Here is a 26,988-nt window from a genome sequence, read left to right on the forward strand (position 1 = left end):
CTCTCAGACGTGGTAGTCCTGGAACTTCAGGTACGAACCGGCGTCGACGCGCATCTGCATGCCGGTGACGTAACGCGCCTCCTCGGAGGCCAGGTAGAGCACCATGTTGCTGATGTCGCGCGGCTCGACGTAGGGAACCGGCATCAGCTGCTGGACATAGAACGCCGGCTCCGCGTCCTCGCGGGTCGGGTTCTCCAGGTCGGGGCGGAACGCCCGGTACATCGGCGGGCTCTGCAGCATCGGGGTGTTGCAGTTGGTCGGGTGCACGGCGTTGGCGCGGATGCCGCGCGGGCCGAGGTTGCGGGCCAGCTCGTGGACGAACTCGCACACCGCCTTCTTGGCGTACTGGTACGACGCGCCGCCCGGGTCCTGGCCGACGCTCCCCGCCGCGCCGAGGCCGGCCCCGGTCATCGCGACCGCGGCCGACGCCGTGGCGATGATCGACGCGCCCTCCTCGAGATGCGGTAACGAGGCGTGGACCGCGTTGATGACGCCGAGCAGGAGCGTGTCGACGCCGTCCATCCAGGCCTGGACGGCGGGTTCGCCCTTCATCGGGGCGATGCCGGCCTGCGCGACGACGACGTCGAGGTGACCGAGCTGGGCGATGCCCTGCTCGACCGCCGCGATCAGCTGCGCGCGCTCCCGCACGTCGGCCTCCACCGCGACGATGCGCCGGTCGAGCGCCTCGACGAGGGCGACGGTCTCCTTGAGGTCGTCGGAGGACGACATCGGGTAGTCCACCGTCGCGAAGTCCCGGCAGATGTCGACCGCGATGATGTCGGCGCCCTCTTCGGCCAGGCGGACCGCGTGACTGCGCCCCTGCCCGCGCCCCGCGCCGGTGACGAACGCGACCTTGCCCTCTACTCGACCCGCCATCTCAAGACTCCTTTGTCCGTGCCGTCGGCCAGGCGATGGTCTTCGTCTCGAGGAAGTCCTCGAGGCCCTCGGTGCCCCACTCGCGGCCGAGGCCGCTCTGCTTGTAGCCGCCGAACGGCGACTGGACGTCGAACCACATGCCGCCGTTGACGCCGACCGTGCCGGTACGCATCCGGCGGGCCAGGCCCATCGCCCGGTCGAAGTCCGCGCTGTGCACGGCACCGGAGAGACCGAAGATCGTGTTCTCGGCGATGCGCAGCGCGTCCTCGTCGTCGTCGAACGGCAGCACCACGATCGCCGGGCCGAAGATCTCGTCCTGCGCCACCGACGACTTCGGGTCGATGTCGGTGATCAGCGTCGGCTCGACGTAGTAGCCCCGCTCGAACCGGTCCTGCGGCTTACCGCCGAGCACGACCCGGCCCTCCCGCGCGGCCGCCCGGTAGTAGCTGAGCACCTTGTCGCGCTGGGCGGCGTTGATGACCGGCCCCATGACGTTGCCGGGGTCCGCCGGGTCGCCCCACGGCATCTGCCTCATCGCGGCCTCGAGGATCCCGACCGCCTCGTCGAGCTTGTGCCGCGGCACGAGCAGCCTGGTCAGCGCCGCGCAGCCCTGACCGGCGTGCACGCAGACGCCCAGGGCCAGGCCGGGCACGATCTGGGTGAGGTCGGCGTCGTCGAGCACGACCGCGGCGGACTTCCCGCCCAGTTCCAGCGTGACCCGCTTGACCGTCTCGGACGCCGCCCCCATCACCGTGCGGCCGGTGCCGGTCGAGCCGGTGAGCGTCACGTGGTCCACGTCGGGGTGGGTCGCGAGGATCTGTGCCACGGCGTTGTCCGCGGTGGACACCACGTTGAGCACCCCGGCCGGCAGGTCGGTGTGCCCGGCGGCGATCGCCCCGAGCGCGAGCGCGCTGAACGGCGTGTCCGGCGCGGGTTTGAGCACCACCGTGCAGCCGGCCGCGAGCGCCGCCGCGGACTTCGCGATGTTCAGGTAGAACGGGTAGTTCCACGGCGTGATCGCCCCGACCACCCCGGCGGCCTCGCGTCGCACCACGCGGCTGGTGGCGGTGCCGTAGAACTCCTTCTCCGGCAGCGGACGCTCGAACTCGTAGCTGCCGAGCAGGTCGACGTAGTGGTCGATGAAACCGATCGGGCCCTCGAGCTGGATCGCCCCGGTCAGCGAGACCGGGCTGCCGGCCTCGGCGACGACGATGCTCCGCAGCTCCTCGACGTTCGCGCGCAGGGCGTCGCGCAGCTGGGTCAGGCAGTGGCGGCGGAACTCGACGTCGGTCGACCAGGTGCCGGTGTCGAACGCCCGGCGGGCGGCGCCGACGGCCTTCTCGACGTCGGTCGCGTCGGCGTCGGGTGCGGCGCCGATCACCTCCTCGGTGGCCGGGTTGACGTTGTCGAACGTGCGGCCGCTCCCGGCCGCGACGAGTTCGCCGTCGACGAGCAGGCGTTCACCAAGCGATGTCATGACTGCGCTCCTGGGAGATCGAGCTCGGGGATCACGTCGGCCAGCGCGCGGTGCGCGCCGGCGAGCGCGCCGAGGTCACCGCCGAGGTCGGCCACGACCCGGCGCACGACCGCGACGTCCTTGCCGAGGAACTCACCGGCGGCGCGGGCGAAGCCTCCGACCGAGCCGGCGCGGGCCACACCGGCCAGCGCGAAACTGCTCGCGCTGCCCTGGGGCAGCGCGTCGAGCAGTGCTTTCTCATCGACGCCGAGCTGGGCGCCGAGGTCGACGGCGGCGGCGAGCAGGCCGATGTTCGCCGCGAACAGCGCGTTGTTGATCAGCTTGACGCGCTGCCCGTTGCCGCGCGGACCGACGTGCAGGATCGGGTCGCCGTACGCCCGCAGCGCAGGGCGGACCGCGCCGACCGCGCCGTCCGCGCCGCCGACCAGCAGGGTGACGGTGCCCGCGGCGACGTCGTGGGGGCCGCCGCTGACCGGCGCGTCCACCACCTCGATGCCGTGTGCGGCCAGCAGATCGGCGGTCGCCGGACTACCCGTGGTGTGCACCACCAGCACCGCGCCGGGGCGCATCGCCCCGATCAGTGCCGGCCCCACCTCGCGGACCTGCTCGTCGGTGCGCACACCGACGAGCACCGCTTCGGCGTCGGCGGCCACCTCGGTCAGCGTGCCGACCGGGGTGGCGCCGTCGCCGTCCAGCGCGGCGTGCGCCGCGCCGGACCGTGCGAGCACCCGGACGTGGTGTCCGGCCCCGACCAGCCGCCGCACCATCGGACGCCCGATCCGGCCGGCGCCGACGAACCCGAGTCTCATCCGAAGTGGAAGAGGCGTCGGGCGTTGCCCTCGACGATCAGGCGCGCCTCGTCGTCGGGCACGTTCGCGAGCTGTTCACCGAGCACCTTGCGGGTGTGCGGCCAGTTGCAGTCCGAGTGCGGGTAGTCGCTCTCGAACAGGATCTGGTCGACGCCGATCGAGTGACGCAGATCGATGCCGTTCTGATCGGAGATGAAGGCCCCGTAGATGTGGTCCTTGAACATCTCCGACGGCTTGCGCTCCTGGTCGATGTCGCACCAGAACTTGTGCCGGCCCCAGGAGTAGTCCGCGCGCTCGAGGATGTACGGGATCCAGCCGATCCCGCCCTCGGAGAGCACGAACTTCAGGTTCGGGAACTTGTAGAACACCGGCGAGATCAGCAGGTCGACGCAGGCCATCATCGAGTTGATGCCGAACAAGGCGATCGTGACGAACATGTCGGCGTCCTGGGCGACGCCGCTGGGCGCGCCCCCGGATCCGAAGTGCACCGAGAGCGGCAGGTCGCGCTCCTCGGCGGCCCGCAGGATCGGGTCCCAGTGGTCGGTGTGGTAGCTCGGCAGACCGACGCGGTGCGGCGCTTCGAGGAAGCTCACCGACCTCGCGCCCTTGGCCGCGGTGCGCTCGATCTCCGTGACCGAGGCCTGGACGTCCCAGAACGGGATCATCACCAGCGGGATCTGCCGATCGGGCGCGTAGGCGCACCACTCGTCGAGGATGAAGTCGTTGTAGGCCCGGATGCACTCCGCGGCGAGCTCCTTGTCGTCGCTGGCGTAGAACGTGCTGCCGGCGAAGCCACCCATGTTCGGGAAGCAGAGCTGGGCCCAGACGCCCTCGACGTCCATGTCCTTGATGCGTTCGGAGATGTCGTAGCAGCCCGGACGCATGTCGTCGTAGCTGCGCGGATCCATCCCGAACTCGCGGGGGTGCTTGCCGGCGACCGCGTTCAGCGCGAAGTTGCCGGACGGCTTGCCGTTGAAGATCCAGGTGTCGTTGCCGTCGGGCAACTTCTCGATCCGCGGTGCGACGTCCTGGTACTTCGCGGGCATGCGGTCGAGCCAGACGCGAGGGTGCTCGATCACGTGGTCGTCGACCGAGATGATCTTGGCGTCGTCGGGGAGCGGCATCGCTCTTCCTCCAGATCCAGCTAGCGCGGGTGCTTCATCGACTCGAGCGCGGAGTCGGCGGCGGGGAGCACCGCGCCGGCGTCCACTCCGGCCGCGGCGGCGAGATCGACCGCGAGCCGAACGTCTTTCCGCAGGAGGGGCCCGGCGACCTCGGCCATGCGGACGGCCGAGTACGGCTCGCCGGAGAGCAGCAGCGACGCGGCGAAGCTGTTGCCGCTGCCGGCGGCGAAGACCTGGTTCAGCGAGCCGAGGTCGACGCCCAGTTCGCGGCCCAGCGCGTAAGCGGCCTCGGCCACGCCGAGGTTCGCGGTGAGCAGCAGGTTGTTGAGGATCTTCGCGGCCTGACCGGCGCCGACCGGCCCGACGTACAGGAACGGGTTGGCGTAGGTGTCGAGGACCGGGCGGATCCTCTCGATGACGTCGGCGTCGCCGCCGGCCATCACGAGCAGCCGCCGCTCGGCGGCCGCCTGGCCACCGCCGCTCACCGGGGCGTCGACGACCGCGACGCCGTGGTCGGCGGCGGCGTCCGCGAGCGTCCGGCAGGTGTCGGGGTGCACGGTGCTGTGCACGACGATCACGGCGCCCGCGGCGAGGGTGCCGTGAATCTGCCCGCCGATCTCACGGACGTCGTCGTCGTCGCGGACGCACAGGCAGACGACGTCGCTGGCCTCGGCCAACGCGGCCGGCGAGTCGGCCACGGCGGCCGCGGTGCCGGCGTACGGCTCGAGCGACTCCGGGCGCCGTGCCCACAGCGTGGTCGGGAAACCCTCGTCGACGATCCGCCGGGCCATCGGGCCGCCCTGGCTGCCGAGACCGATGAACCCGACCCTCACGTGACCGCTCCGGCGATCTTGAACCCGAGCGACTTCTCGTCGGAGAAGCCGAGCTCGGCGAGGATCTCGTCGGTGTGCTCGGCGAACTGCGGTGCCCGGGTGAGCACCGCCGGTTTGCGGTCGAACTGGACCGGGTTCGCGACCAGCTTCTGCGTGGTGCCCTCGACGTCGACGACCTCGGCGACCTGGCCGGTGGCCCGCAGCTGCGGGTCGTTGCCGAGCTCGAAGGTGTCCTGCACCAGCGCCCACTGGCCTTCCATCGTCGCCGCGGCGGCGAACCACTCGTCCTTGGTGAGCCCGGCCATGATCGCGGTGACCTCCGCGACGGCCTCCAGCCCGTTGGCCATCAGCTTCCCGGTGGTGTCGAAACGCTCGTCGACGACCAGGTCCGGGCGGCCGACGGCCCGGCAGAAGTCCGGCCAGTACCGCCCCGGCTGCAGCATGCACAGGTTGATCCAGCGCCCGTCGGACGTCCGGTAGTTGCCGGTCAGCGGGTTGTTCGGCTGTCCGCCCGCGCGGGGTGCGAACTTCGGCAGCGCACGCCCGGCCTGCAACGCCAGGTTGACGTTGAGCTGGATCGCCCACGCCCCGACGCCCAGCAGCGACACGTCGACGACCGACGGCTCCCCCGTGGTGGCCCGCGCGAACAGTGCGGCCGCGATGCCCCCGGCGATCGTCATGCCGCCGATGTTGTCGCCGTACGCCCCGCCCGGCGGCGGTGTCGGTGCGACCGCGCCCTCGGGGGTGAGCGCGTCGGCCGTGCCCGCGCGGGCCCAGTACGCGGTGCCGTCGTAGCCGCCGCTCTCGGCCTCCGGGCCGGCGTGCCCGAACGCCGACCCGACGACGAAGATGACGTCGGGGTTGACCGCCCGGACGTCGTCGAGGTCGATGCCGAGCTTGCGACGCGCGGCCGGCAGGAAGTTCGTGAGGAAGACGTCGCTGCGCCGGATCAGCTCGTGCAGCACCTCGGTGGCTTCCGGCTTCTCCAGCGAGAGCCCGAGGCTGCGCTTGCCCCGGTTGGGGCCCTCCATGATCGGCGCGAACGTCGACCCCTGGGAGATGACGTCGTGGCCCAACGCCTTGACCAGCCCGCGCTGGGCGTCACCCCGCTCGGCGTGCTCGATCTTGACGACGTCGGCGCCCCAGTCCGCCAGCACCGCACCGGCCGACGGCACGTAGGTGAACTGCGCGACCTCGAGAACCCGAACGCCTTCCATGGGCCTGAACACGTGACGCACCCTCATCTCTTGGCCTGAAGGTGGAGGAGAGCCGAGGGGCGGCGACCAGCGGACCCGCGCTCCGGGCGGCCTCGCTGCGTTCCTCCACATCGAAGAACCGCGATCATCGTATAGTTCTAAAACTATCAATCTCAAGAGCCGGGAACAGGTGGGCGGCTGAGAATTTGGTTGAACGATGCACGCTCCTAGCACGTGCTAGGAGCGCACCCTACGCGTGGCCCGGGTCACACGGAAGGCGCGATCCGCCTCGCGCGGGAAAACGCGGACGTCATCGGCCCAGGTGGGCGCGCGTGATGGCCGGAACGCACTACCTGCCGGACGCCCGGGTCACCGAGTTGTCGGTAGTTTGATCAGATGGCCACCGCCCGCCGATCCCGCGTGACCAGCACGGACGTCGCGAAGGCCTCGGGCTTTTCCCGGCAGTTGGTCGGTTTCGTCCTGAACAACACGCCGGGCCAGACGATCCCCGAGACCACGCGCGCGAAGGTGCTCCGGGCCGCGACCGAGCTCGGTTACGTCCCCCACGGCCCGGCGCAGGCCCTGCGCCGGGGCCGCGGGCGGACCGTGCTGCTCGCGATCCCCGACCTCCCGCAGGGCGGAACGATGGGCGACGTCATCGAGACGGCGGCGGACGAGCTGGCGGCCGAAGGGTTCACGCTCGTGACCTATCTCCTCGGTGCCGAGCAGCGCTCGCCGCGCGAGGTGGCCGCCGCGCTCACCCCGGTCGCGGTGGCCGGGATGCTGCCGTTCAGCGCGGCCGACGTCGCGACGTTCACCGCGAGCGGCGCGGCCGTGGTGCTGCCGCAGCCCGGCACCGGCTTCGGCTCGAACCTCGACGAGTCGATGCGTCTGCTCGGCGAACTGCAGGTCGAGTACCTGGTGAGCCGGGGGCACCGGCGAATCGTGTTCGCGGCGCCGGACGACGCGCGCACGTCCGGCCTGGCGTCCGGTCGCTACGAGGGCGCGCGGGCGGCCGCCGAGCGTCTCGGGTTGCCCCGGTTGAAGCGCCACGTCGTGCCGACGTCGGGCGCGGAGGACTCGGTGCGGGTCTGGCGTTCGGGCCGCCATCCGATCACCGCCGTCGCCTGCCACGGCGACGAGACGGCGTTCGCCGTGCTGGCGGCCGCGCGCTCGGCCGGGATGCGGATCCCCGACGACCTCGCGGTGATGGGCGCCGACGAACTGCCGATCGCGCGGTACGCCGAGCCGCCGCTCACCACGGTCTCGGTGGACGGGCGCAGCGCGGGGATCCGGCTCGCCCGCACGCTCGTCGACCTGCTCGCCGACCGCACCCCGCCGCCGTTCGACTACCACGACGGCATCACGGTGGTCCCCCGGGTCTCAGCCTGAATCGCGAGGTGGGCCCGGCGTCCCGCGCCGACCTCCCCCTCGCCTGCCGACGGAGTTCACCAGCCGCCGTCGAGCAGGCCGAGCAGACCCGGCTCCGGGTCGAGCGTCGTCGTGACGTTCGCGACCGTGACGACGAGCGCGCCGACCGCGAACAGCGCCGCGACGGTCACGGGGAGCCGGCCCACGCGGCGGCGGACGAGCACCACGGTGGCGACGAGGAACACCGCGGCCACGGTTCCGGCGGCCCCGACCATCGCGGCATGGTAGGCGGTGTAGCCGTCGATCATCCGCTCGAGCGCCGGGGAGCGGATCCCGGCCCGCAGCGCCGCGGCCGGTGCGCGCCGGTCGTCGGCGGACAGCAGCGGGAACAGCGACGCGAACGGGGCCACCGCACCCTGGACGTTGGCCATCACCGCCGCCAGCGCGACCGCGCCGAGCGCGACCACCGGCACCAGAGCCCACCGGGTGACCCGCCGGCCGAGCGCGATCAGCACGGCCAGCAGCAGCGCCGCGAGCAGGCCTTTCACCACGTGGTAGCGGAACCAGTGGTCGACGATCCGGGCCAGCTCGGGCGACAGGTCACCGGAGCCGGAGCGCCACCACGCGACGAACGCGGGCCGGAACGAGTCGTCCGCGCCGCTCCCGGCCACCCACCCGGGGACGACGACGAACGCGACGACGAGCGTCGCCGAGAGAAAAATGAGCACTTTACGCACGGGGAGAACCATCGCCCGGGCGGGACCGGACGCGCACGGGGGCCGGCCGCCCACTCCGTAGGTGGGGCCGGCCCTACCCGTTGAGGTACGCGAGCACCGCCAGGACCCGCCGGTGCTGGTCGTGATCGGGGGGCAGGCCGAGTTTGGCGAAGATGTTGCCGATGTGCTTCTCCACGGCGCCGGCCGAGAGCACGAGCCGCCGCTGGATCGCGGTGTTCGAGTGTCCCTCGGCCATCAGCCCGAGCACCTCCCGCTCACGGGCGGAGAGCGCGGGCAGCCTCCGCCGCGACGCGAGCAGTTCCGCGATCACGGCCGGGTCCAGGACGGTGCCCCCGCCGGCCACGCGACGCAGGCCGTCGAGGAACTCCCCGACCGCGGCCACCCGGTCCTTGAGCAGGTAGCCGATCGCGCCGGCGCCGTCGGCGAGGAGGTCGTCCAGGCCGGACGTCTCGACGTACTGGCTCAGCACCAGGGCCGGGGCTCCGGGTACCCGCGCGCGGGCGGCCAGCACCGCACGGAGGCCCTCGTCGGTGCGGCTCGGGGGCATCCGCACGTCGACGATCGCGACGTCGGGGCGGTGGGCGACGATCGCCGCGGTCAGCGCGGGCCCGTCGCCGACCGCGGCGACCACGTCGTGCCCCTCCTCGACCAGCAGCCGCACCAGGCCGTCCCGGAACAGCACCCCGTCCTCGGCGACGACCACCCTCACCGCGGGATCCGGGCCACGAGCGTCGTCGGACCGCCGACCGGGCTGGTGAGCGCCAGACGCCCGCCGAGCCGCTGGCCGAGTCCGGCCAGACCGTGGCCGGGCCGGATCGCCGCTCCGCCGATGCCGTCGTCGGTGACCGTGACCCGGCGGCGGCGGACCTCCACCCGGCAGTGCGTGGCCCCGCTGTGCTTCGCGACGTTGGCCAGCGCCTCGGCGACGACGAAGTACAGCGTGGTCTCGACCTCGGCCGGTAGCTCGTCCGGGACGTCCACCGACAGCGTCACCGGCACCGGCGAGCGGCGGACCAGCGCGGCCAGCGCCGCACGCAGACCCCGCTCGACGAGCACCGGCGGCGCGACCCCGCGCGCGAGCGCCCGCAGTTCGTCGAGCGCCTCGCGTGTCTGGGTGATCGCGTCGGCGAGGACGACCCGGGCACCGGCCGGGTCGGCGTCGAACCGGTGCTCGGCCCGGCCGAGGTCCAGGGCCAGACGCACCAGCCGTTGCTGCGGGCCGTCGTGCAGATCCCGCTCCAGCCGCCGGAGCGGGCTGACCCGCGGGGTCAGCAGCCGCCCGAGCAGCACCAGCGCGGCCCGGGCGGCGAACGGCAGCGTCAGCAGCAGCACCACCCCGACCACCGTGCCGAACACCATCCGGTCGGTGCGTGCCTGCAGCCCCAGCGTCAGGCTGGCCTGGTTGACGCCGTCGCCGAGCCGCAGCGTCATCGGCGCGAGCGGCGCCGGCGACGCGTCGTAGCGCAGCGCGCAGGTGGCCGCGGCCACGCCGACGAAGCACCACAGCGCGGTGAGCGCGGAGGTGAGGACGCTGAGCGGGAACGCCACCGCCGCTCGTGGCCACGACGACGCCCTCCTGACCACCAGCACCGGCGCCACCAGCAGCGACGCCGCATCGGTGAGCGGCCGCGGAACCATCATGACGACCAGTAAACCCGGGGACGCGACCGCGGCACGATTTCAACATCACGTGGAGACTGTTCTACAGTTTGTTGATGCTCGTTGATCTCGCCGCCATCGAGGCCGCCGCCCGGAACATCCAGCACGACGTCGTCCGGACGCCGACCGTCGAGAGCCCCGGGTTGACCGACCTGCTCGGCGTCCCGGTCACGGCCAAGCTCGAACTGCTCCAGCGCACCGGCTCGTTCAAGGCCCGAGGAGCAACCGCCAAACTGCGCTCTCTGGACGACGCCGAGCGCACCGCCGGAGTCGTCGCGGTCAGCGGCGGCAACCACGGCATCGCGGTCGCGGCGATGGCCGACACGCTCGGCGTGAAGGCGACGATCGTGATGCCGCGGTCGGCGCCGCGCCGGGCCGTCGAACTGGCCCAGCGGCACGGGGCCGCCGTGCACCTGACCGCCGACGTCACCGAGGCGTTCGCGCTCAGCGCGAGCCTGCAGGCGGAGGGGCTGACGCTGCTGCACCCCTTCGACGATCCGATCGTGATCGCGGGCCAGGGCACGGTGGGTCTGGAGTTCGCGCAAGACGCCGGGCCGCTGACCGACGTCCTGGTCAGCATCGGCGGGGGCGGCCTCATCGCGGGGGTCGCGGCCGCGCTGCGTGCGCTGCGACCCGGCGTGCGGGTGTGGGGGGTGGAGACCGAAGGGTCGGACACGATGGCCCAGGCGCTGGCGGCCGGCGCGCCGGTGACGATGGTGCCGACGTCGATCGTGACGACGCTCTCGCCGCCCGCGGTGACGGCGTTGACGTTCGGGCACGTGCGTGCGCTCGTCGAGGACGTGCTGGTGGTGACGGACGCGGAGGCCGTGCGGGGTTCGCTGGAACTCGCCGAGACCGCGAAGGTGTGGACGGAACCGGCCGCCGGGTGCCTCGTCCCGGCCGCGCGCCGGGTGATCGAGCGGGTCGGGGGGTCGTGCCGGTTGGGTCTGGTCGTCTGCGGCGGCAACGCGACGGTGGCGGACGTGCTGGCCTGGGCCGAGCGGTTCCACGTTGCGTGACGAGGTGTCGTCCGGGGGCACGGGGTCGTCCGCGGGCACGGGGGCGTTCGCGGGCACTGGGTCGTCCGCGGGCACTGGGTCGTCCGCGGGCACTGGGTCGTCCGCGGACGCGGGGCTCGCCGGCGGGGGTGGGGCTGGGGCTTCGTGGGCCACGGCGGGGTTCGTGGCGGCGGCGGAGCGCGTGGTGGAGGCGTACCGGCCGTTGGTGGAGCCGCTGGCGGCGGCGCTGGCCCCGGGCGCCGAGGTCGTGCTGCACGACCTGAGCAAGCTGCCGAACTCGGTGGTCGCGATCGCGGGCGGGCTGAGCGGGCGCACCCCGGGCGCACCCGCCACCGATCTGGGCCTGCGTCTGCTCATGCAGGACGACCCCCCGGACCGGGTCATCGGCTACCGCACCGAGCTACCGGGCGGCATCGTCTGCCGTTCCTCCACTATCTTCCTGAGCGGCGACCACGACCGCCCGGTCGCCGCCCTCTGCCTCAACCGGGACATCACCCGCCTCAGCCAGGCCCGCGACCTGCTCGCCGAGCTCGTCGACACCCCCGAGGTCAGCGGCCACGACCGCTCGGAGACCTTCTACGACTCGGTCGAGAACCTGACCGAGGACCTGCTCCGGCGCGCGATCGGCGCCCAGGACGTGTCCGAAATGTCCAAAGCCGACAAGACCCGCGTGGTGAAGGACCTCGAGCGACGAGGCTTCTTCCTGATCAAAGAATCAGTCGAGCTGGCCGCCCGCACTCTGGGGGTCAGCCGGTACACGATTTACAACTACTTGAACGACTGACGTCCGGGCACCCCGTCGTCGCGCGGGCGAGCGACACTTGTGACGTGCCGCCCACGTCGTCCCTCCGCAACCGCTCCGGCCTGATCGCGGCGGTCGTCATCGGCGCCGTGGCGGTCACCACCGGGATCGCGATCTTCGGCCCGGGCATCGAACCGGGGCCGCAGCGACCGCAGCCGGGGCCGAGCACGGTGCGGTGGAGCACCACCGTGAACCAGGTCGCGTTCGCCGACGACCGCACCGGCTGGGCGCTGACCCCCCGGTGCGAGTCCGTTTCGGAGTGCGACCCCGCGTTCTGGCGGACGCTCGACGGCGGCCTGACCTGGCAGGAGGTCTCGGTGCCCGCGAAGACGCTGGGGCGCGACTCCGGCGTGCAGGTGGTCGCGGCCGGGCCCCGGACGGTCGTGGTCGAAGCCGGTCGGCGCCGATGGCTCAGCAGTGACAGCGGGGACCACTGGAAACGCGGGACAGCGGTCGGCTCAGTGCGGGCCGGGGCCCCACCTCCGTCGCGAGCCCGCCTCCGCGTGGGCTCCGGCACCCCTCCGGCATCCCGCGCCTCGACGCCGTCGGGGCCGCAGCCGTCGGGCGCGCAGCCGTCGGGGCAGCGGCCGGGGCGGGTGTTGGCGTGGTATTCGCCGGAGAGCGGCCAGCCGACCGCCTTCCCGGCGCAGCCGGACTGGCAGCCGATCTCGATCTCGAGCGCGGCGGACGGCAGCGTCTGGGCCTCGGGCGGCAACAACCAGCTCGCGGTGTGGACCGACACGTGGCGGGGGGCGCGTCCGGTACTCCCCCCGCCGCCGCGCACGTTCATCCAGGTCGCCGCGGTCGACCGGAACACCGCCTACCTCCTGGTGTTCGGCGTCGACGACGAGAGCCTCCTACGCCCGAGCGGCGTATCGCACACCGCCGACGGCGGCCGCACCTGGAAGCTCACCTCGCTGCTCGGTTCGAGCCTGCGCGGCAGCCGGGACGCGGCGACCGTCGGCGAGCGGCTGGTGGTGGTCGATTCGTCAGGAGGTGTCCAGCTCATCGGGCCGACCCCGAGCGCCCCCCGGACGGTGTCCGGAGCACCGGCACTCTGGTCGCTGGACTCGACCGGCGACCGCCTGGTCGGCAGCGGCCTGCAGGACGGCCGGTACTACGCCACCACGAACGGCGAACAATGGACGGAACTGCAGCTCCCGGCGTGATTGGCGTTGGGTCGGGGCGGGTTCAATAGAGGCATGGACAACGTGCTGCTCGTCGCGTTAGCGATCGCTGTCATCGGTCTCGGTCTGATCGCCGCGGCACTCGCCGGACGGGACCGGCGGGACCACCGCACCGCGCGGCAGCTCGCGGCCGTCGAACGCAAACTCGACGCCGTACTCAGCCACCTCGGCGTCGACCTGACCGAGGTCTCCTACCCCGAGGTCGAGCGACTTCTCGCCGCGGGCAAGACGGTCCACGCGGTCAAGGAGTACCGCAAGGCGACCGGCGCCGGTCTGCTCGAAGCCAAGACCGAAATCGACCGCTTGGAACGCCGCCGCACCGCCACCTCCGCCCCGACCCCCGCCGCCACGCCGTCGCCGACCACCCCGGCCGCAGAACCCGCCGCGGCGGAGACGACCACCCGGCCGGCGGAGAAGCCCGCCCCGGCCGAGACGACTACCCCACCCGCGGAGAAGCCCGCCCCGGCGGGGACAACCACTGCACCCGCGGAGGCGACGACCGCACTGGCCGAGAAGCCCGCCCCTCCGGCGTAGTCGACCGGGACATCCGCCGGGCACCGACCGACGAGGCCGGCGCCTGACCCGAGAGGATCACCGCCCGGCCGACTGCGGTCACGCCGCCCCGCCGACCACCGCCGAATCGTGCCGGGCCGCGAACGACACCATGACCGTCGCCGAACGGCCCGGGCGCCGGCAACACATGAGCACCGGCGAAACAGGGCGCTGCACAGGACGCCGTGGGTGCGGCCGGGGCGGCTGGTGAGTCGGGCGGGTCCTCGAATTCCGGGAACCCGGGTCGGGGTGTGTCACGCCAGGCCTGGGGCATAGCTCCAGGTCGGCGGCAGCTCGATGGTGGGTGCCTGCATCGACAGATCGAAGTCGTCGACGCGGAATCCCGCGGCGAGCAGGGTTCGGAGCGCGGGATGCGGGCCGGGCAGGCACAGTGCGACGTGGTCACTGTCCAGCGCAGCGACGGCTGCATACAGTGCACCCGCCGCCGACCGCGGGTCGGAACACGTGAGGTGCGCCAGCACGCCGGGTACACCGGGTCGCCCGGCCCCCACGGCGGTCACCCGCTCCCCGTCCCGCACGACGAACGCCCTCCCCGCTCGCATCCAGTGCCGATAGACCGCCGCACGCCCACCCCCGTCCCGCCCCGGCCCGAGCCCCGCACCCGCGCCGAGGTCAGCGGCAACGCCCGAGCCCATGCCCGCACCGGCACCACGGCCGACGACGGCGCCGGACACCGCGTTCGGGTCCGCACCCCCTACCGGGGAGAGAGCGGCTTCGGTGGAGGCGGCAGTGGTGGCGTCCACCCGGTCGACCCGAAGCACGCCTCGGGGCAGGCGGGACACCGGGCCGCTGAGGTACAGCAGCGGCCACGACGGCACCATCCCGGCGCGTGCGTACAGCGGCAGCGCCGACGGGTGTTTCGAGCTGAACGTGAACTCCAGCGGCGGGAGCGCACGCAGGAGCGCGGCGCCCACCCCGCGCGCGTGCACGGCCGGATCCACGAACAGGTCGGTGAGCAACGTCCCGAGGGGTGTCGGCAGCGCCCCCGCCCACCCCAGCACCGTGCCGCCCGACACCGCCACCTTCGCGTGCCCCTGAGCGCGGATCACCTCGACGTACGCCGGGTCGGCTCCGGAGTCCTCGTCGGACTGGCCGGTCGCGTGCGTGATCGCTCGGATCCCTGACAGATGCCCCGAATCCACCGCCCGAATCTCCACCCGCCTAGTGTGACGCCATGGACGATCCCTACCGCCTCGGCCGATTCGTCAGCGCCCAGGACAGTGGCTACGGCTACGACTCCGTGCTCGCCGAGCTCCGCGCCGGCGAGAAGGTCAGCCACTGGATGTGGTACGTGTTCCCGCAGGTCAGCGGGTTGGGGAGCAGCTCGATGGCGCAGCAGTACGCGATCGGATCGCTGGACGAGGCGCGCGCCTACCTGGCCCGGCCCACGCTCAGGAAGCGTCTGCACGACGCGATCGACGCGCTGCTCGGCGTCGAAGGGCGCAGCATCACGCGGATCCTCGGGTCGATCGACGCGATGAAGCTCCGCTCCTCGATGACGCTGTTCGACGCGGCCGAACCGGGCGAACCGGCCTACCGGCGGGTCCTCGATCGGTACTTCGACGGCCGGACCGACGAGCGAACCCTGGAACTCCTGCGATAGCCCGTGTGAGGATCGGCGGGTACCGCCCCCAGCGAAGGGACGCCCGCCGATGAGTACCGCCGTCTCGCAGGCCCGTCAGCACGCGCTCGGCGACCTCCCCCGACGCTCGGCCCGCCGCTTCGGCGACAAGACCGCGATCATCGACGGCGGGACGCGCTTCACGTTCGCCGAGCTCGACGCCGTCGTGGACCGCACGGCCGCGGCCCTGGACGCCGCCGGCCTGGTCAAGGGCGACCGGCTCGCGTTGCTCTCGCACAACTGCTGGCAGTTCGCGGTGCTGTCGTTCGCCACCGCGCGCCGCGGCGTCGTGCTGGTGCCGGTGAACTTCATGCTCAACCCCGAGGAGATCGCGTACGTCCTCGATCACAGCGGCGCGGTCGCGTTCGTCGCCGAGGACGCCCTGACCGCGACCGCGGAGAAGGCGATCGTCGCGTCGGCCGGGGCGGTGAACCTGCGGTTCGCGATCGGCACCGGCGAGACGCAGCCCGGCTGGCGCGACTTCGCCGAGTGGACGTCCTACGACGGGCCCTTACCCGAAGCGGTCCTGGTCGGCGACGACGACCCGATCCGGCTGATGTACACCAGCGGCACCGAGTCCCGGCCGAAGGGCGCGATCCTCACCAGCCGGGCGCTGCTCTGGCAGTACGCCAGCTGCGCGATCGACGGCGAGATGACGTTCGACGACGTCGAGGTGCACTCGCTGCCGCTGTACCACTGCGCGCAGCTGGACTGCTTCCTCAACGTCGACGTGTACACCGGCGCGACGAGCATCATCCTGCCCGCGCCCCAGCCGGCGGCGATTCTGCACGCGATCGAAGAGCACCGGGCGACGAAGTTCTTCGCGCCGCCGACGGTCTGGATCGCGCTGCTGCGGTCGCCGGAGTTCGACACCACCGATCTGTCGAGCTTGCGCAAGGGCTACTACGGCGCGTCGCCGATGCCGGTGGAGATCCTGCAGGAGCTCGCACGGCGCCTGCCCGGCGTCCGCTTCTGGAACTTCTACGGCCAGACCGAGATGGCCCCGCTCGCGACGATCCTCCGGCCCGACGAGCAGGTGCCGCAGGCCGGCAGCGCGGGACGGCCCGCGATCAACGTCGAGACGATCGTGGTGGACGACGACGACGAACCGGTGCCGCCGGGAACGGTCGGGGAGATCGTGCACCGGAGTCCGCACGCCACGCTCGGTTACTACCGGGACGAGGAGAAGACCGCCGAGGCGTTCCGCAACGGCTGGTTCCACTCCGGGGACCTGGGGGTGTTCGACGCCGACGGGTATCTACGTGTCGTCGATCGCAAGAAGGACATGATCAAGACCGGCGGGGAGAACGTCGCCAGCCGCGAGGTGGAGGAGGCGCTCTACCAGCACGCCGGCGTCGCCGAGGTGGCGGTGTTCGGCATCGACCACCCGTACTGGGTGGAGGCGGTGACCGCGGTGGTGGTGCCGAAGGAGCCGGGCCTCGACCCCGGCGAGGTCGTCGCGTTCGGCAGGTCCGTGCTCGCCGGGTTCAAGGCACCGAAGTACGTCGTGGTGGTCGACGCACTGCCGAAGAACCCGAGCGGCAAGATCCTGAAGCGCGAGCTCCGCGACCGGTTCGGGCACCTAGGCCGCGAGTAGGACGAAGAGCAACCCGAGCGCCGCCGGGAGGGCCTGGACGAACAGGATGCGGCGGCTCGCGGTCAGCGCGCCGTAGACGCCGGCGACGATGACGCAGCCCAGGAAGAACGTCTGGAACGCGACGTCGTCGCTGATCAGACCCCACGCCAGGCCGGCGGCGAGGAACCCGTTGTAGAGGCCCTGGTTGGCGGCGAGCGTGGTGGTGGCGCCGGCGAACTCCTCGGTGGTGCCGAAAGCCGCCCGGGTGCGCGGGGCACGCCAGAGGAACATCTCCAGCACCAGGATGTAGACGTGGATGGCGGCCACCAGGCCGACGAGTACCTGCGCGATCAGCGACACGCGCGTGAGCGTAACCAGCGGGTTCGGCGGATCGGCGGACGCCCCGGGCGGTTCAGCTTCCCTTGGGAGCGCGACGCCGGCGCGGAACCGCGACGGGGGCCGGGAAGTCCGGGGCCGGGGGCAGCGGCTGGAACGGGAGTTCACCGCGGTAGCCGACCGCCAGCGCGAGCTGCCGCCCGGCCAGCGTTCTCGCGCGGGCGGTGGTCAGCGCCGGGTCACCGGCGGTCAGACGCGTCGCGAGGCCTCCGAGCAGCGCCAGCGCGACGGTGGCGACGTCGTCGGGATCACCGTCGGTGAACAGGCCTTCGGCGCGCCCGGCGGCCACGGTGGCCGCCAGCGGCTGCAGCTGCCGGTCGTTGAGCGCGGCCAGGGCCCGCGCGAGGTCGGGCGCGCCGGGGGCGCGGTGCTCGAGTTCGGCCCAGAGCCGCCACTCCAGGACGTCGTCGGCGGTGAGCGGGAGGCCGAAGTCGATCAGGTCGGCGAGTCGTTCGTCGGCGCGGGTGCGCCGGCCGGCCGCGGCGCGGCGCTCCAGACGCTGCTCGGCGACGCTCAGCGACTGGGTGAGCGCGTCGGTGAGCAGCTGCGCGCGGGACGCGAAGTGGTAGTGCAGCAGCGCGGTCGAGACGCCGGCGTGCCGCGCGATGTCGGCCAGGCGCACACCGTCGAACCCGTCCTGGGCGATCAGTTCGAGCGCCGAGCGCAGGATGCGTTCGCGTGCCTCCGTGCCGCTCATGCGCGACAGCGTCCCACGCCCTTCCCTGACCTCGCGTCGAGGTCGTAGGCTCGGACCCGGCCTGATTTTAAAGTCAGTAGGAGTGAGAGTGCCTCGCTACGGAGCCATGTTCGGTCCGGACGTCACGTTCCTCGGCGTCGACCGCTGCGCCCTGGACGACCCGGAGTCCTACGCGAACGCCGACGCGGTGATCGTCGGCGCCCCCTTCGACGGCGGGGTCAGCCACCGGCCCGGCGCCCGTTTCGGGCCGCAGGCCATCCGTACCACCGACTACAACCCCCACGACGGCTCCCGTCCGTCGCTGGCGCTGCGCGTCGATCCCCTGCGGGAACTGCGTGTGGTCGACGCCGGGGACGTGGAAACCTACGCCGGGGACATCGAAGGCAGCCTCAAGGCCGTCGAAGCCGCGGTGACGACGATCGCGGCGTCCGGAGCCGTGCCGGTCGTGCTCGGCGGGGACCACACGATCGCGTTACCCGACATCACCGGCGTGGCCCACCACCACGGGTTCGGACGGGTGTCGGTGATCCACTTCGACGCCCACGCCGACACCGGCGACGTCGAGTTCGGACACCTGCACGGGCACGGCCAGCCGATGCGCCGGCTGATCGAGTCGGGCGCGGTGCGGGGTGACCGGTTCATCCAGATGGGGCTGCGCGGGTACTGGCCGGGGCCCGACACCCTGGACTGGATGGCCGACCAGTACATGCGCTCGTACGAGATGAGCGAGATCGTCGCGCGCGGGCTGGACGTGTGCCTGGCCGAGGCGTCCGCGCTGGCGCTCGACGACTGCGACGCGGTGTTCCTCTCGGTCGACGTCGACGTGGTCGATCCCGGCATGGCGCCGGGGACGGGCACGCCGGAACCGGGCGGGCTGACCTCGCGCCAGCTGCTCGACGCGGTCCGGCGCCTCTGCCTGGAGCTGCCGATCGCCGGGCTCGACATCGTCGAGGTGTCGCCGCCCTACGACCACGCCGACGTCACCGCGTTCCTCGGGAACCGGATCGTGCTCGAGGCGCTGTCCGGAATCGCGGCCCGCCGCCGGGGCCTGGTCTGGGCACCCGAACGCCCGCTGCTCGACGGCCGGGGAACGCGCCCGCCGCGCTAGGACGCCAGGCGTCGATAGGCGCTGCGGTGGAAGACCAGGGGTTCGGCGTCGGCGTCGATGCCGAGGTCGTGGACGCGGAGCAGGACGATGTGGTGGTCGCCGGCCGGGATCTCCTGTTCGAGCGAGCAGTCGAGCCACGCGGCCGCGCCTTCGAGGAACAGGGCCCGGTCGTCCGAGCGCCGCCAGCGCTGACCACCGAAGCGGTCGCCCTCCTTGGCCGAGAGCTGCCTGCTGGCCTCCGCGTGCCCGTCAGCGAGCACGCTGACCCCGATCCGGGACGCGACGCGCAGCGCCGGCCAGGTGCGTGACGTCCGCGCGACGCAAACCGAGACCAGCGGCGGATCCAGCGACACCGAGGTGAACGACGAGGCCGCCATCCCGACCGGGAACCCGTCGGGCTCGGCGGCCAGCGCGGTCACACCGGTCGGGAACGCGGCGAACACGCGGCGGAGACGGCCGGGGTCGGTACCGATCTGGGTGACACTCATGCGCGCTGCTCCTTCGCGACCGGCAGTGGCGGCACCGGCCAAGGTGGATCATTGATCGTTCGCCGCAGCTCCGGGGCGATCGCCGACGGGAACGGCTCGAGCGACTCGCGGTGCTGGGCGTCGGTGGGCCCGCCCGCGTCGGCGTGCAAGTGCATCACCGAGTGCCCGAACCGGTCGTGGTAGCGCTGGACCGTGTCGATCACCTGCTCCGGGCGGCCGATCAACGCGGAGCCGCGCTCGACGTGGTCCTCGAACGTGGTGAACACCGGCTGGGGGGCCAAAGATTTCGGGAAGCCGAGATTCGCCTCGAAGATCGGCCGGTGGACCCGGTAGGCGTCCGGGGACCCGGGGGTGGTGTGGTGGCCGGCGGTGCCCGCGACCGCGGTGGCCGGGTCGTGCCCGTCGGCGGCCAGCCGTTCCCGGGAGCAGCGGACGGCGCCGTTGCCCTTGCGCGCGGCGATGTGGCTGAGCACGACCGGCGGGGACGAGGAGACGGACGGCCGCTCGCGACGCTCGCCGACGCCCCGCTCCTCGGCGGGCCGGGCGCTCCCGATCACCTGCCGGAAGCGATCGTGGGTCGACACCGTGCGCCGGGTGAGCGGGTCGGGCGCGTGCACGATGAGCGTGATCGCGAGCAACTTCACCTGGCACCTCCTCCGGTCTCCTTTCCCCAGTAAACCAGTCTGGATTGTGGGTCGCCAGACGTCACGCTGTGATGCTCGACGTTGACGCACGGGCGAAGGCCTCCCTTGGCCGCTGTGCGCACGCGAGAGATATGTCTGCCGACCGGCCGGTTGGCACACCTGTCCCGTCTGAATTTCGGTCGACGAGGTGGGGCAGGCCGATCATGGGCGGACGCTGGTGCGGAACCGCGTCGCCGCCCGCTCGGTCCCTGACCGTCCGGTGTGGCTCAACTGCCGCGAGAGGGTGACGATAAGGTCTCGCTCAGTAACTTCAGGCAGGGGGCCGACCTGATGAGCGTTGTCCAGGCGCGTTTTGTGCGACGAACGATCGAGGATCGCTTCGACGGCCTGCTCGACCTGTCCGACCTAAGCACTCGCCCGCCGGACGCCCAGCAACAGGCATTTCTTAGCCGAGGGCTGGCCGCACTCGCCGTCCAGATCGAGCACCCCTCCAGCGACGCGGTCGCCGCGCAGGCCGTCTTCGACGGCCAGGACGATCAGGGCCTCGACGCGATCGCATTCGACACCCAGGCCGGCCGCCCGACGATCACGCTCGTGCAGGCAAAATGGAGCGACTCGGCCAAGGGCGGCTTCGGGGAAGCCGAAGTGCACAAGATGCTCAACGGTCTGGACCTGATCCTCGACTTCAAATTCTCCTACTTCAACCGGCGTTTCCAGCCCCACGTCGCGGCGGCGCAGGCTGCGTTCGACGTCACCACACCCCGGATCACACTGCTGGCCGACATGTTCGAGGAACACCGACGCGGTCTTTTCGCCCGCAACATTCGCGAATCCCTCGACTTCACCGACGTCAACAACAAGATTCGCCAGACGCTGCTCTCCGAGCCGGAGAACCTCTGGTACTTCAGCAACGGCATCACGATGCTGTGCGACTCGATCAAGCCGGTCGGGCGGCCGGTCCTCGGCCACGTGGGGGAATTCCAGCTGAGCGGCGCGAGCGTCGTGAACGGGGCGCAGACCGTCAGCGCCATTCACAAAGCGTATGCGGCGGATCCGTCGATCGCGGAGCGCGGCCGAGTGCTCGTCCGATTGATCTCGCTGGAAGATTGCCCGCCGGGATTCGGCGAGCAGGTGACCACGAGCACCAATACCCAGAACCCGATCGTCGAGCGCGACTTCAAGGCGCTGGATCCGGCGCAACTCGCCCTCCGCGATCAGTTCGCGATCGACCTCAGCTTGATCTACGTCATCAAACGCGGCGAGCCGGTGCCCGACGCCGAGCACGGAACGTCAATCACCGCCGCGGTCGAGGCATTAGCGGCCACGCACGCCAACGCTGAATTCGCCGCCCGCGCGAAGCGCGATCTTTCGTCCCTCTGGCAGGACGATGCTTACGGCGAGCTTTTTGGGGCCGCTCCGAACGCCCACCGTGTCTGGCGGTCCGTCTTAGTAGTTCGCGCCGCACGGCACGAGTTGGCGCGCCTCCGCGAAGGACTCGTTTCGCGGGCAGACGCGATGGCTGTGACGGGTGACCTGCTGATCTCCCACGTCGTCTTTCGTCAGCTCGACCACAAGCGGATCGAAGACCCCGAATTCCACTGGGACAAGGAGCTCGAGCGGATTCCCTCCCTGGTCGAAGGAGCCTTGATCCGCTGCCTGGAGGCAATCAACGCCGAGTTCGGGGTCACCAGCCACATCATCGCCGCCGTGAAGAACTCCGAGCGCATTGAACGTGTCGCCCAGGCGGCGATCGACGCTCTGCTCACCGGTGATTCCGTGCCCGAGCTCGACAGCGAGTACCAGGTCAGCGTCGCGAATCGGAAGAGCCGGCAGACCGACACGGTCAAAGTGCTGGTGGCGGCCGGCACGATCGCGGACGGAACGGTGCTCGAGTTCCGTCCGTTCAGCCGTCCGGAGCGGCGGGAGATGACCGATTGGCTAGCCGAGGACGCGGCCCGGAGCCTGGCCATCTGGCGCAACAGCAAGCGGAATCAGGTGCAGTGGCAGGCGGACGGGAAGTGGTACTCCCCGAGTGGTCTGGTTCGGCAGATGCGGGCGATGGCGTCCGGCCGGGATCAAGCCGTGCAGGGAACACTGCACTGGCATGTTCCGGACCGAGGGTCGTTGAAGCAGATCGGCGATGCCGTCCAGCAGGAGCAGGATGCCGCAGCGGCCGAAACGTCCTAGCCGGGCCGTCGGTGCAGCATCGTGGTGAGGTCGCGCGCGAGGGCCGGCGCGTCGGCGACGACTAGTTGGTATTCGCGCACCACGACGCGGCCCGCGATCACGACGTGCCGGGGGCGGCGGCCCGGGTCGGTCCAGAGGAGCCCGCCGATCGGATCGGCCACCCCCGCGTCGGCCACTCCGGTGACGTCCCAGCACACGAAGTCGGCCGCCGCCCCCACCGCCAACGACCCGAGCACCACCGGCGCGCCGGTCCCGGCCCCGCCCGGACCGACGGACCCGCCCGGACCGACGGACCCGCCCGGACCGACGGACCCGCCCGGACCGGCGGCCGGGCCCGGGCCTCGGCCCAGGCCGGTGGCCGAGCCGGCGGTGGCCCAGCTCAGGACCTCGCGGGCGGAGACGGGGCGACCCGCCAACGGGGCCACCTGCAGGGCCAGGCGGGCGTCGGCGAGCAGGTGGCCGGCGTCGTTCGAGCCGCCGCCGCTGGTACCCAGCCCCACCGCGACCCCCGCGTCGGCGAACGACGCCATCGGCGCCACTCCCCACCCCATCGGCAGGTCGCAGCCGGGCGCGTGCGTCACGCTCACCCCGGCCGCGGCGACGCGTCGCACCTCCGACGGCGTCACGTCGCACAGGTGCGCGAGCGTCACGTCGGGCGCCAGCCAGCCCCACTCGTCGAGCAGGTCCAGCGGGCGCCGCCCGTACTTCTGCGCCGCGACCTGCACGTCCACCTGCTCGTTGGCCTGCGTCCGGCGGCGTAGCCCGTACCGCGCCGCCACCTCGCCGAGCAGCGCGAACGTCTCCTTCGAGTCGCTGTGCACCCCGGCCGGGCCGACGGCCACCCGGACGTGGTCGTCGGCCGGGAACGCGGACGCGATCGCGGCGGCCGACTCCGCGGCACGCATCGGGTCGTCCCCGGCGCTCCCCCGCACGAAGACCAGCCGGACGCCGAGCCGTCGCGCCGCCGCCACCACCGCGGACGCCAACCCGACGTCGTCGGACACCGACGCGCCCAACCAGGTCAGCTGGTGGTCCGCCACCGTGGTCACACCACGCAGCGCCGCCTCGGCCAACCCCACCGACGCGGCCGCGCCGGCCAGCTCGGCGTCCACCCCGGTACGCCGGTACGCCGCGCCCATCACGCGCAGCCACTCGCGCATCGGCACACCCCGGGTGCCGGGGAGCGTACGGAACGCGCTCTGGAGCAGATGGTGGTGGGCGTTCACCAGCCCCGGCGTCACCACGCATCCCTCGGCCACCAGAACGTCGTCATCGTCGGGGCGAGCGGCCACGAACCGGCCGGTCACCGGGTCGCACGCCAGATCCCCCGACGAATCGCCGCGGAAGTCCCAGCGGCGCACCGCGCCGACGACCCTCACCGAGGGCTGAACCGCTGGGCTTCGCCGAGCACCGACGCCATCGTGTCGACCGCGCGCTCGAAGACCTCCCGGCCGTACTCCGCGGTGGCCGTGGAGGCGTCCCCGAGCACACCGTCGGCGTTGAAGTCCGACGACAGCCACCCGAAGCTGACCGGCTTGCCGAAGCCGATGTGCTCGTACCCGGCCAGGTGCTCGGGCACCCACCGGCCCGCGTGCTCCAGGTGCACGAGGTCGGGCCGCAGGTGCAACATGACCGACGTCTCGGAGTGACCGCCGTGGATGCCGAGGCCCTGTTCGGACGCCGACGAGGAGCCGGGCGCCGACGGGTGCGCGAGGAACGTCCGGAGCCCGAACTCCCGGCGCAGTTCCCGGCACGCCACCTGGCCGAGCGCCGAGTTGCCGCCGTGCGCGTTCAGCAGCAGCAACCGGCGCGCGGGCGTGGTCGCTATCGACCGTCCGATGTCGACGAGCGTACGCATCAGCGTGTCCCAGGAGAGCCAGATCGTGCCGGGCGACCAGGCGTGCTCGTCGGACTTTGTGTACGACAGCGCGGGCAGCAGGAGGGCGTCGACACCGCGTGAGCGGGCCAGCGGAACGGCCGCGGACGCCACCGCCGACGCTACGGTCAGATCGGTGGACACCGGCAGGTGCGGTCCGTGCTGCTCGATCGAGCCCAGCGGTAGCACGATCACCGCGTCCGGATCGAGGGCGGCCAGCTCGGGCGCGGTGCGGTCGACGAAGTTCATTCGAGCTTCCCCGGGTTGAGCAGCCCTTTCGGGTCGGACGTCGCGGCCTGCGCGCGGATCAGGTCCACCTGCCGGTCCACGTACCACTGGTGCGGGCTGTGCACGCCGACGCCGAGTTCCTCCAGCGCCGCGATCGCCGCGAGCACACCCTCCTCGGACGTGTAGTCGGCGACGATCATCCCCTGGATCCCCCGATGGCCCAGGTCGAGGTGGAACAGCGCGTTCGGCAGCGCCGCGCGGATCGCGTCGGGGGCGTCCCACAGCGGGTCACCGGCGGATTCCAGGTGGAAGCACGGATACCCGGACTGCTGGAGGAAGTAGACCGGGTGGTTGTACGACATCCCGGAGAGGAGATCGGTGGCCTCGACCCCGTCGAGCACCGCGGTGACCTCGCCCCCGGCCTCCGCGACCAGCACCGTGAACGCCGCGACCGACGCTTCCGGCAGGATCGCGCGCACGCTCACCCGGGTCCGGTCGACGGCGGGCGACGGCAGGTGCTCGACGAGCGGCACCTCGTCCAGCGACGCGAGCCGCGGGCCGAGCGGCCGGACGCGACGCAGGATGTCGGTGCCGGTGCGGTAGTCGTCGGTCGCGACGTAGACCGCACGCCAGTCCCGGGCGGGTTCGGTGGCGAGCGTGAGTTCGGTGAGCACCCCGGTGACGCCGTACGCGTGCACGTAGGGCCGGACGTCGGCGGGGGTGACGGCGGTCCCGCTCCCGTCGCAGGGCGCGACCGTCACGGACTTCACGAACCCGTCGTAGGTCGTGCCGTGCTCGATCGTTCCGGTGCCCGCGCTGCCGCCGCCGACGAACCCGCCGGCGGTGGAGCCCTTGGTGGACGGGAACAGCCAGAGATCCTGGCCGGTGGCCCGGACCGCGGCGTCCACCGCGGTGAGCTTCGCGCCCGGTTCGACGCGGACGTAGCCCTCGCCGACCTCCAGGACACGGTCGCATCGACGCAGGTCGAGGATGGCGCCGCCGGCGAACGGCGTCGCCTGGCCGTAGTTGCCGGTGCCGGCGCCGCGAGGCGTGATCGGGACGTCGTGCTCGTACGCGGCGGCGAGGACGCGCGGGATCTCGGCCGAGGTCTCCGGCGTCACGACGAGCTGGGCGGTGAAGCGGCCCGGGGGCAGCTTCTCACGCAGCACCGGCGACATCCGCGACCAGTCCGAGGACAGCTTGACCAGGTCGCCGGTACCGGTCGTCACGTCGCCGAGAGCCGCCACGAAGCCGTCGATCTGGGCCTGCGCCGGCACCGGGGGAAGCGGCGCACGGGTCACGGTCACGGGAGCGTCACCGACTTGTCGAGGAACCGCGTGTCGATGATGTCGGCGGCTTTCAGGCCGGCCTTCGGGGTGCCGCCGCTGGCCTGCAGCAGCGGGGCGAACGTGTCGATCGTCTGCTGCACCCGGGCCGGGTCCATGCCGCCGAGCGGACCGGACGTGTCGTCGGCGACGATCTTCAGGTCGGCCATCGTCTTCGCCGCGTACTTCGCGACGCCCTCGGAGTACGTCCAGCCGTCGTCGTACTTCTCGACGACGTCGACGATCAGGGCGTTCGTGGTGTCGGGCCGTTCCAGGTAGTCGATCTGGGCGCGCTGCAGGATCGGCACCAGCTTCTTCAGACAGGGCGCGTTCTTCTCCAGGTCACCGGTGCGCACCGAGAGCGGCTCCGGGTAGACGGAGTACCCGACGTCGGCGAGCAGCTGGTAGGCCACCGGCTTGCCCCAGGCCCGCACCTCCTTCTCGTAGATGTACGGCTCCGCGGTGGCGAAGCCCTGCTGGGCGATCTTCGGGTCGCCGACGAAGCGGGCGGGCGCGCCGTCGTAGGACGTGTCCAGCTGGGACTTCGTGATCAGCCCGTTCTTCACCAGCAGCTCGGCGTAGAGCGTGCCCTCGGACACGACGATCGACGCCTTCTTCTTCCCGAGGTCGGCGACCGTCTTCACGTCCGGGTAGGTCTTCGGGTCCCACATCAGCATCTGCGGGCTCTTGTTCAGCGGCGCGACGACCGCGGTCACCGGCTGCTTCCCGGACGCCGAGATCGCCTGGTCGGTGGTGACCAGGCCGAGCAGGATGTCCTGGTCGACGTACATCTGCGAGGTGACCGACTGGAAACCGATCGCGGCGCCACCGGCACGCACCTCGACGTCGACGCCGGTGTCCATACCGCCGCTGACCAGCGGTCCCTTGACGCGCTTCTTCCCCGCGTCGACCGTGTAGCCGGCGCCGATCAGCGCGTACGCGGCGCTGTGTTCGGCTTCCGGCTCCCAGTCGGCCTGGACCACGACGGTCGCCGGGCAGACGTCCGAGAGGTCCTGCGCGGAGCCCTTCGGGGCGGCCGTCGCGGTGTTCGCGCCGCTGACCGCGGTGTCGTCGTCGGACGAACACGCGGTGACGAGCGCCGGCGCGAGGGCGAGCAGCAGGGTGGCGGCGAGCCGCCGACGGGCGATTTTGTTCACGTCATCTCCGGGGGTGGGGTTC

Annotated in this window: 27 protein-coding genes; 9 read left to right on the forward strand and 18 right to left on the reverse strand. The window is 72.0% G+C overall.

The genetic code is table 11. From position 1 onward, the window contains the following. Positions 1 to 3: 3 nt before the first annotated feature. The 6 genes from CRYAR_RS29180 to CRYAR_RS29205 are packed head-to-tail and all read right to left on the reverse strand — an operon-like array spanning position 4 to position 6,348. A complete protein-coding gene (locus CRYAR_RS29180) occupies positions 4 to 876 on the reverse strand; it encodes a mycofactocin-coupled SDR family oxidoreductase (RefSeq protein ID WP_035856553.1) in 873 nt (290 codons plus the stop codon). 1 nt (position 877) lies between these two features. After that, positions 878 to 2,353, reverse strand: a complete 1,476-nt coding sequence (locus CRYAR_RS29185) for an aldehyde dehydrogenase family protein (RefSeq protein ID WP_035856554.1) — start codon at positions 2,351 to 2,353, stop codon at positions 878 to 880. After that, positions 2,350 to 3,162 carry an NAD(P)-dependent oxidoreductase gene (locus CRYAR_RS29190; protein ID WP_063725783.1) on the reverse strand — a complete coding sequence of 271 codons (813 nt, stop codon included), beginning with the start codon at positions 3,160 to 3,162 and terminating at the stop codon, positions 2,350 to 2,352. Before CRYAR_RS29190 ends, CRYAR_RS29185 begins: the two co-directional genes overlap by 4 nt. Next, positions 3,159 to 4,286, reverse strand: coding sequence for an amidohydrolase family protein (locus CRYAR_RS29195; protein ID WP_035856555.1), 1,128 nt, complete (start codon positions 4,284 to 4,286; stop codon positions 3,159 to 3,161). The genes CRYAR_RS29190 and CRYAR_RS29195 overlap by 4 nt, the downstream gene beginning before the upstream one ends. A gap of 20 nt (positions 4,287 to 4,306) precedes the next feature. After that, the gene (locus tag CRYAR_RS29200; protein WP_035856557.1) at positions 4,307 to 5,119 is read right to left on the reverse strand and encodes an NAD(P)-dependent oxidoreductase; all 813 of its coding nucleotides are present in this window, start codon (positions 5,117 to 5,119) and stop codon (positions 4,307 to 4,309) included. Next, entirely contained in the window at positions 5,116 to 6,348 is a 1,233-nt protein-coding gene (locus tag CRYAR_RS29205) for a CaiB/BaiF CoA transferase family protein (RefSeq protein WP_035867740.1), read from the reverse strand. The genes CRYAR_RS29200 and CRYAR_RS29205 overlap by 4 nt, the downstream gene beginning before the upstream one ends. 387 nt (positions 6,349 to 6,735) lie before the next feature. Here CRYAR_RS29205 and CRYAR_RS29210 point away from each other — a divergent pair, with 387 nt between their 5' ends. Continuing rightward, positions 6,736 to 7,707, forward strand: coding sequence for a LacI family DNA-binding transcriptional regulator (locus CRYAR_RS29210; protein ID WP_169745096.1), 972 nt, complete (start codon positions 6,736 to 6,738; stop codon positions 7,705 to 7,707). Positions 7,708 to 7,763: 56 nt separating this feature from the next. Here the strand turns inward: CRYAR_RS29210 and CRYAR_RS29215 are convergent, their stop codons facing one another. The 3 genes from CRYAR_RS29215 to CRYAR_RS29225 form a co-directional block, all read right to left on the reverse strand. After that, complete coding sequence (locus tag CRYAR_RS29215) at positions 7,764 to 8,423, reverse strand: tat (twin-arginine translocation) pathway signal sequence (RefSeq protein ID WP_157018151.1); 660 nt, start codon at positions 8,421 to 8,423, stop codon at positions 7,764 to 7,766. Between the two features lie 73 nt (positions 8,424 to 8,496). Continuing rightward, entirely contained in the window at positions 8,497 to 9,132 is a 636-nt protein-coding gene (locus CRYAR_RS29220) for a response regulator transcription factor (RefSeq protein WP_035856558.1), read from the reverse strand. Beyond that, positions 9,129 to 10,064 carry a sensor histidine kinase gene (locus CRYAR_RS29225; RefSeq protein ID WP_051571089.1) on the reverse strand — a complete coding sequence of 312 codons (936 nt, stop codon included), beginning with the start codon at positions 10,062 to 10,064 and terminating at the stop codon, positions 9,129 to 9,131. Before CRYAR_RS29225 ends, CRYAR_RS29220 begins: the two co-directional genes overlap by 4 nt. A gap of 74 nt (positions 10,065 to 10,138) precedes the next feature. Here CRYAR_RS29225 and CRYAR_RS29230 point away from each other — a divergent pair, with 74 nt between their 5' ends. From CRYAR_RS29230 to CRYAR_RS43800, 4 genes are all read left to right on the forward strand, one after another. After that, positions 10,139 to 11,101 carry a threonine/serine dehydratase family protein gene (locus tag CRYAR_RS29230; RefSeq protein WP_035856559.1) on the forward strand — a complete coding sequence of 321 codons (963 nt, stop codon included), beginning with the start codon at positions 10,139 to 10,141 and terminating at the stop codon, positions 11,099 to 11,101. A gap of 163 nt (positions 11,102 to 11,264) precedes the next feature. Next, positions 11,265 to 11,885 carry a helix-turn-helix transcriptional regulator gene (locus CRYAR_RS29235; protein ID WP_051571090.1) on the forward strand — a complete coding sequence of 207 codons (621 nt, stop codon included), beginning with the start codon at positions 11,265 to 11,267 and terminating at the stop codon, positions 11,883 to 11,885. A 44-nt stretch (positions 11,886 to 11,929) separates the two neighbouring features. Next, on the forward strand, positions 11,930 to 13,072 hold the full coding sequence (locus CRYAR_RS29240) for a beta propeller repeat protein (protein ID WP_035856560.1): 1,143 nt from the start codon (positions 11,930 to 11,932) through the stop codon (positions 13,070 to 13,072). A gap of 33 nt (positions 13,073 to 13,105) precedes the next feature. After that, positions 13,106 to 13,624, forward strand: a complete 519-nt coding sequence (locus CRYAR_RS43800; RefSeq protein WP_051571091.1) for a hypothetical protein — start codon at positions 13,106 to 13,108, stop codon at positions 13,622 to 13,624. 272 nt (positions 13,625 to 13,896) lie between these two features. Here the strand turns inward: CRYAR_RS43800 and CRYAR_RS50375 are convergent, their stop codons facing one another. After that, positions 13,897 to 14,820 (reverse strand): GNAT family N-acetyltransferase, encoded by a 924-nt coding sequence (locus CRYAR_RS50375; RefSeq protein ID WP_035856561.1) that lies wholly within the window; start codon positions 14,818 to 14,820, stop codon positions 13,897 to 13,899. Positions 14,821 to 14,837: 17 nt separating this feature from the next. On the opposite strand from CRYAR_RS50375, the gene CRYAR_RS29255 reads away from it, so the two are divergent. Together CRYAR_RS29255 and CRYAR_RS29260 are read left to right on the forward strand one after the other, a co-directional pair. After that, positions 14,838 to 15,266: a DUF1810 domain-containing protein gene (locus CRYAR_RS29255; protein WP_035856562.1), complete on the forward strand. Its 429-nt coding sequence runs from the start codon at positions 14,838 to 14,840 to the stop codon at positions 15,264 to 15,266. Between the two features lie 49 nt (positions 15,267 to 15,315). Further along, entirely contained in the window at positions 15,316 to 16,881 is a 1,566-nt protein-coding gene (locus CRYAR_RS29260) for an acyl-CoA synthetase (protein WP_035856563.1), read from the forward strand. Here CRYAR_RS29260 and CRYAR_RS29265 read toward each other — a convergent pair. Both CRYAR_RS29265 and CRYAR_RS29270 read right to left on the reverse strand, forming a co-directional pair. Then, on the reverse strand, positions 16,867 to 17,220 hold the full coding sequence (locus tag CRYAR_RS29265) for a DUF1304 domain-containing protein (RefSeq protein ID WP_035856564.1): 354 nt from the start codon (positions 17,218 to 17,220) through the stop codon (positions 16,867 to 16,869). The genes CRYAR_RS29260 and CRYAR_RS29265 overlap by 15 nt on opposite strands. A 52-nt stretch (positions 17,221 to 17,272) precedes the next feature. After that, positions 17,273 to 17,953, reverse strand: a complete 681-nt coding sequence (locus CRYAR_RS29270; protein ID WP_035856565.1) for a TetR/AcrR family transcriptional regulator — start codon at positions 17,951 to 17,953, stop codon at positions 17,273 to 17,275. 88 nt (positions 17,954 to 18,041) lie between these two features. On the opposite strand from CRYAR_RS29270, the gene speB reads away from it, so the two are divergent. Further along, the gene (speB, locus tag CRYAR_RS29275) at positions 18,042 to 19,061 is read left to right on the forward strand and encodes an agmatinase (RefSeq protein WP_035856566.1); all 1,020 of its coding nucleotides are present in this window, start codon (positions 18,042 to 18,044) and stop codon (positions 19,059 to 19,061) included. Here the strand turns inward: speB and CRYAR_RS29280 are convergent. Together CRYAR_RS29280 and CRYAR_RS29285 are read right to left on the reverse strand one after the other, a co-directional pair. Next, positions 19,058 to 19,549, reverse strand: a complete 492-nt coding sequence (locus CRYAR_RS29280; protein WP_035856567.1) for a flavin reductase family protein — start codon at positions 19,547 to 19,549, stop codon at positions 19,058 to 19,060. The genes speB and CRYAR_RS29280 overlap by 4 nt on opposite strands. Beyond that, positions 19,546 to 20,193 carry a hypothetical protein gene (locus CRYAR_RS29285; protein WP_035856568.1) on the reverse strand — a complete coding sequence of 216 codons (648 nt, stop codon included), beginning with the start codon at positions 20,191 to 20,193 and terminating at the stop codon, positions 19,546 to 19,548. The genes CRYAR_RS29280 and CRYAR_RS29285 overlap by 4 nt, the downstream gene beginning before the upstream one ends. Positions 20,194 to 20,454: 261 nt before the next feature. Here CRYAR_RS29285 and CRYAR_RS29290 point away from each other — a divergent pair, with 261 nt between their 5' ends. Then, on the forward strand, positions 20,455 to 22,380 hold the full coding sequence (locus tag CRYAR_RS29290) for an AIPR family protein (RefSeq protein ID WP_211247696.1): 1,926 nt from the start codon (positions 20,455 to 20,457) through the stop codon (positions 22,378 to 22,380). Here the strand turns inward: CRYAR_RS29290 and CRYAR_RS29295 are convergent. Genes CRYAR_RS29295 through CRYAR_RS29310 form a run of 4 tightly spaced genes read right to left on the reverse strand, consistent with a single transcriptional unit; the run spans position 22,377 to position 26,966 of the window. Next, positions 22,377 to 23,759, reverse strand: a complete 1,383-nt coding sequence (locus CRYAR_RS29295) for an amidohydrolase family protein (RefSeq protein WP_051571092.1) — start codon at positions 23,757 to 23,759, stop codon at positions 22,377 to 22,379. The two genes, CRYAR_RS29290 and CRYAR_RS29295, sit on opposite strands and share 4 nt — an antisense overlap. Beyond that, the gene (locus CRYAR_RS29300; RefSeq protein WP_035856569.1) at positions 23,756 to 24,505 is read right to left on the reverse strand and encodes a creatininase family protein; all 750 of its coding nucleotides are present in this window, start codon (positions 24,503 to 24,505) and stop codon (positions 23,756 to 23,758) included. The genes CRYAR_RS29295 and CRYAR_RS29300 overlap by 4 nt, the downstream gene beginning before the upstream one ends. Then, complete coding sequence (locus tag CRYAR_RS29305) at positions 24,502 to 25,791, reverse strand: FAD-binding oxidoreductase (protein ID WP_051571093.1); 1,290 nt, start codon at positions 25,789 to 25,791, stop codon at positions 24,502 to 24,504. The genes CRYAR_RS29300 and CRYAR_RS29305 overlap by 4 nt, the downstream gene beginning before the upstream one ends. Next, complete coding sequence (locus CRYAR_RS29310; RefSeq protein ID WP_035856570.1) at positions 25,788 to 26,966, reverse strand: substrate-binding domain-containing protein; 1,179 nt, start codon at positions 26,964 to 26,966, stop codon at positions 25,788 to 25,790. Before CRYAR_RS29310 ends, CRYAR_RS29305 begins: the two co-directional genes overlap by 4 nt. Positions 26,967 to 26,988: the final 22 nt, after the last annotated feature.

Source organism: Cryptosporangium arvum DSM 44712 (genome assembly GCF_000585375.1).
GTDB lineage: Bacteria > Actinomycetota > Actinomycetes > Mycobacteriales > Cryptosporangiaceae > Cryptosporangium > Cryptosporangium arvum.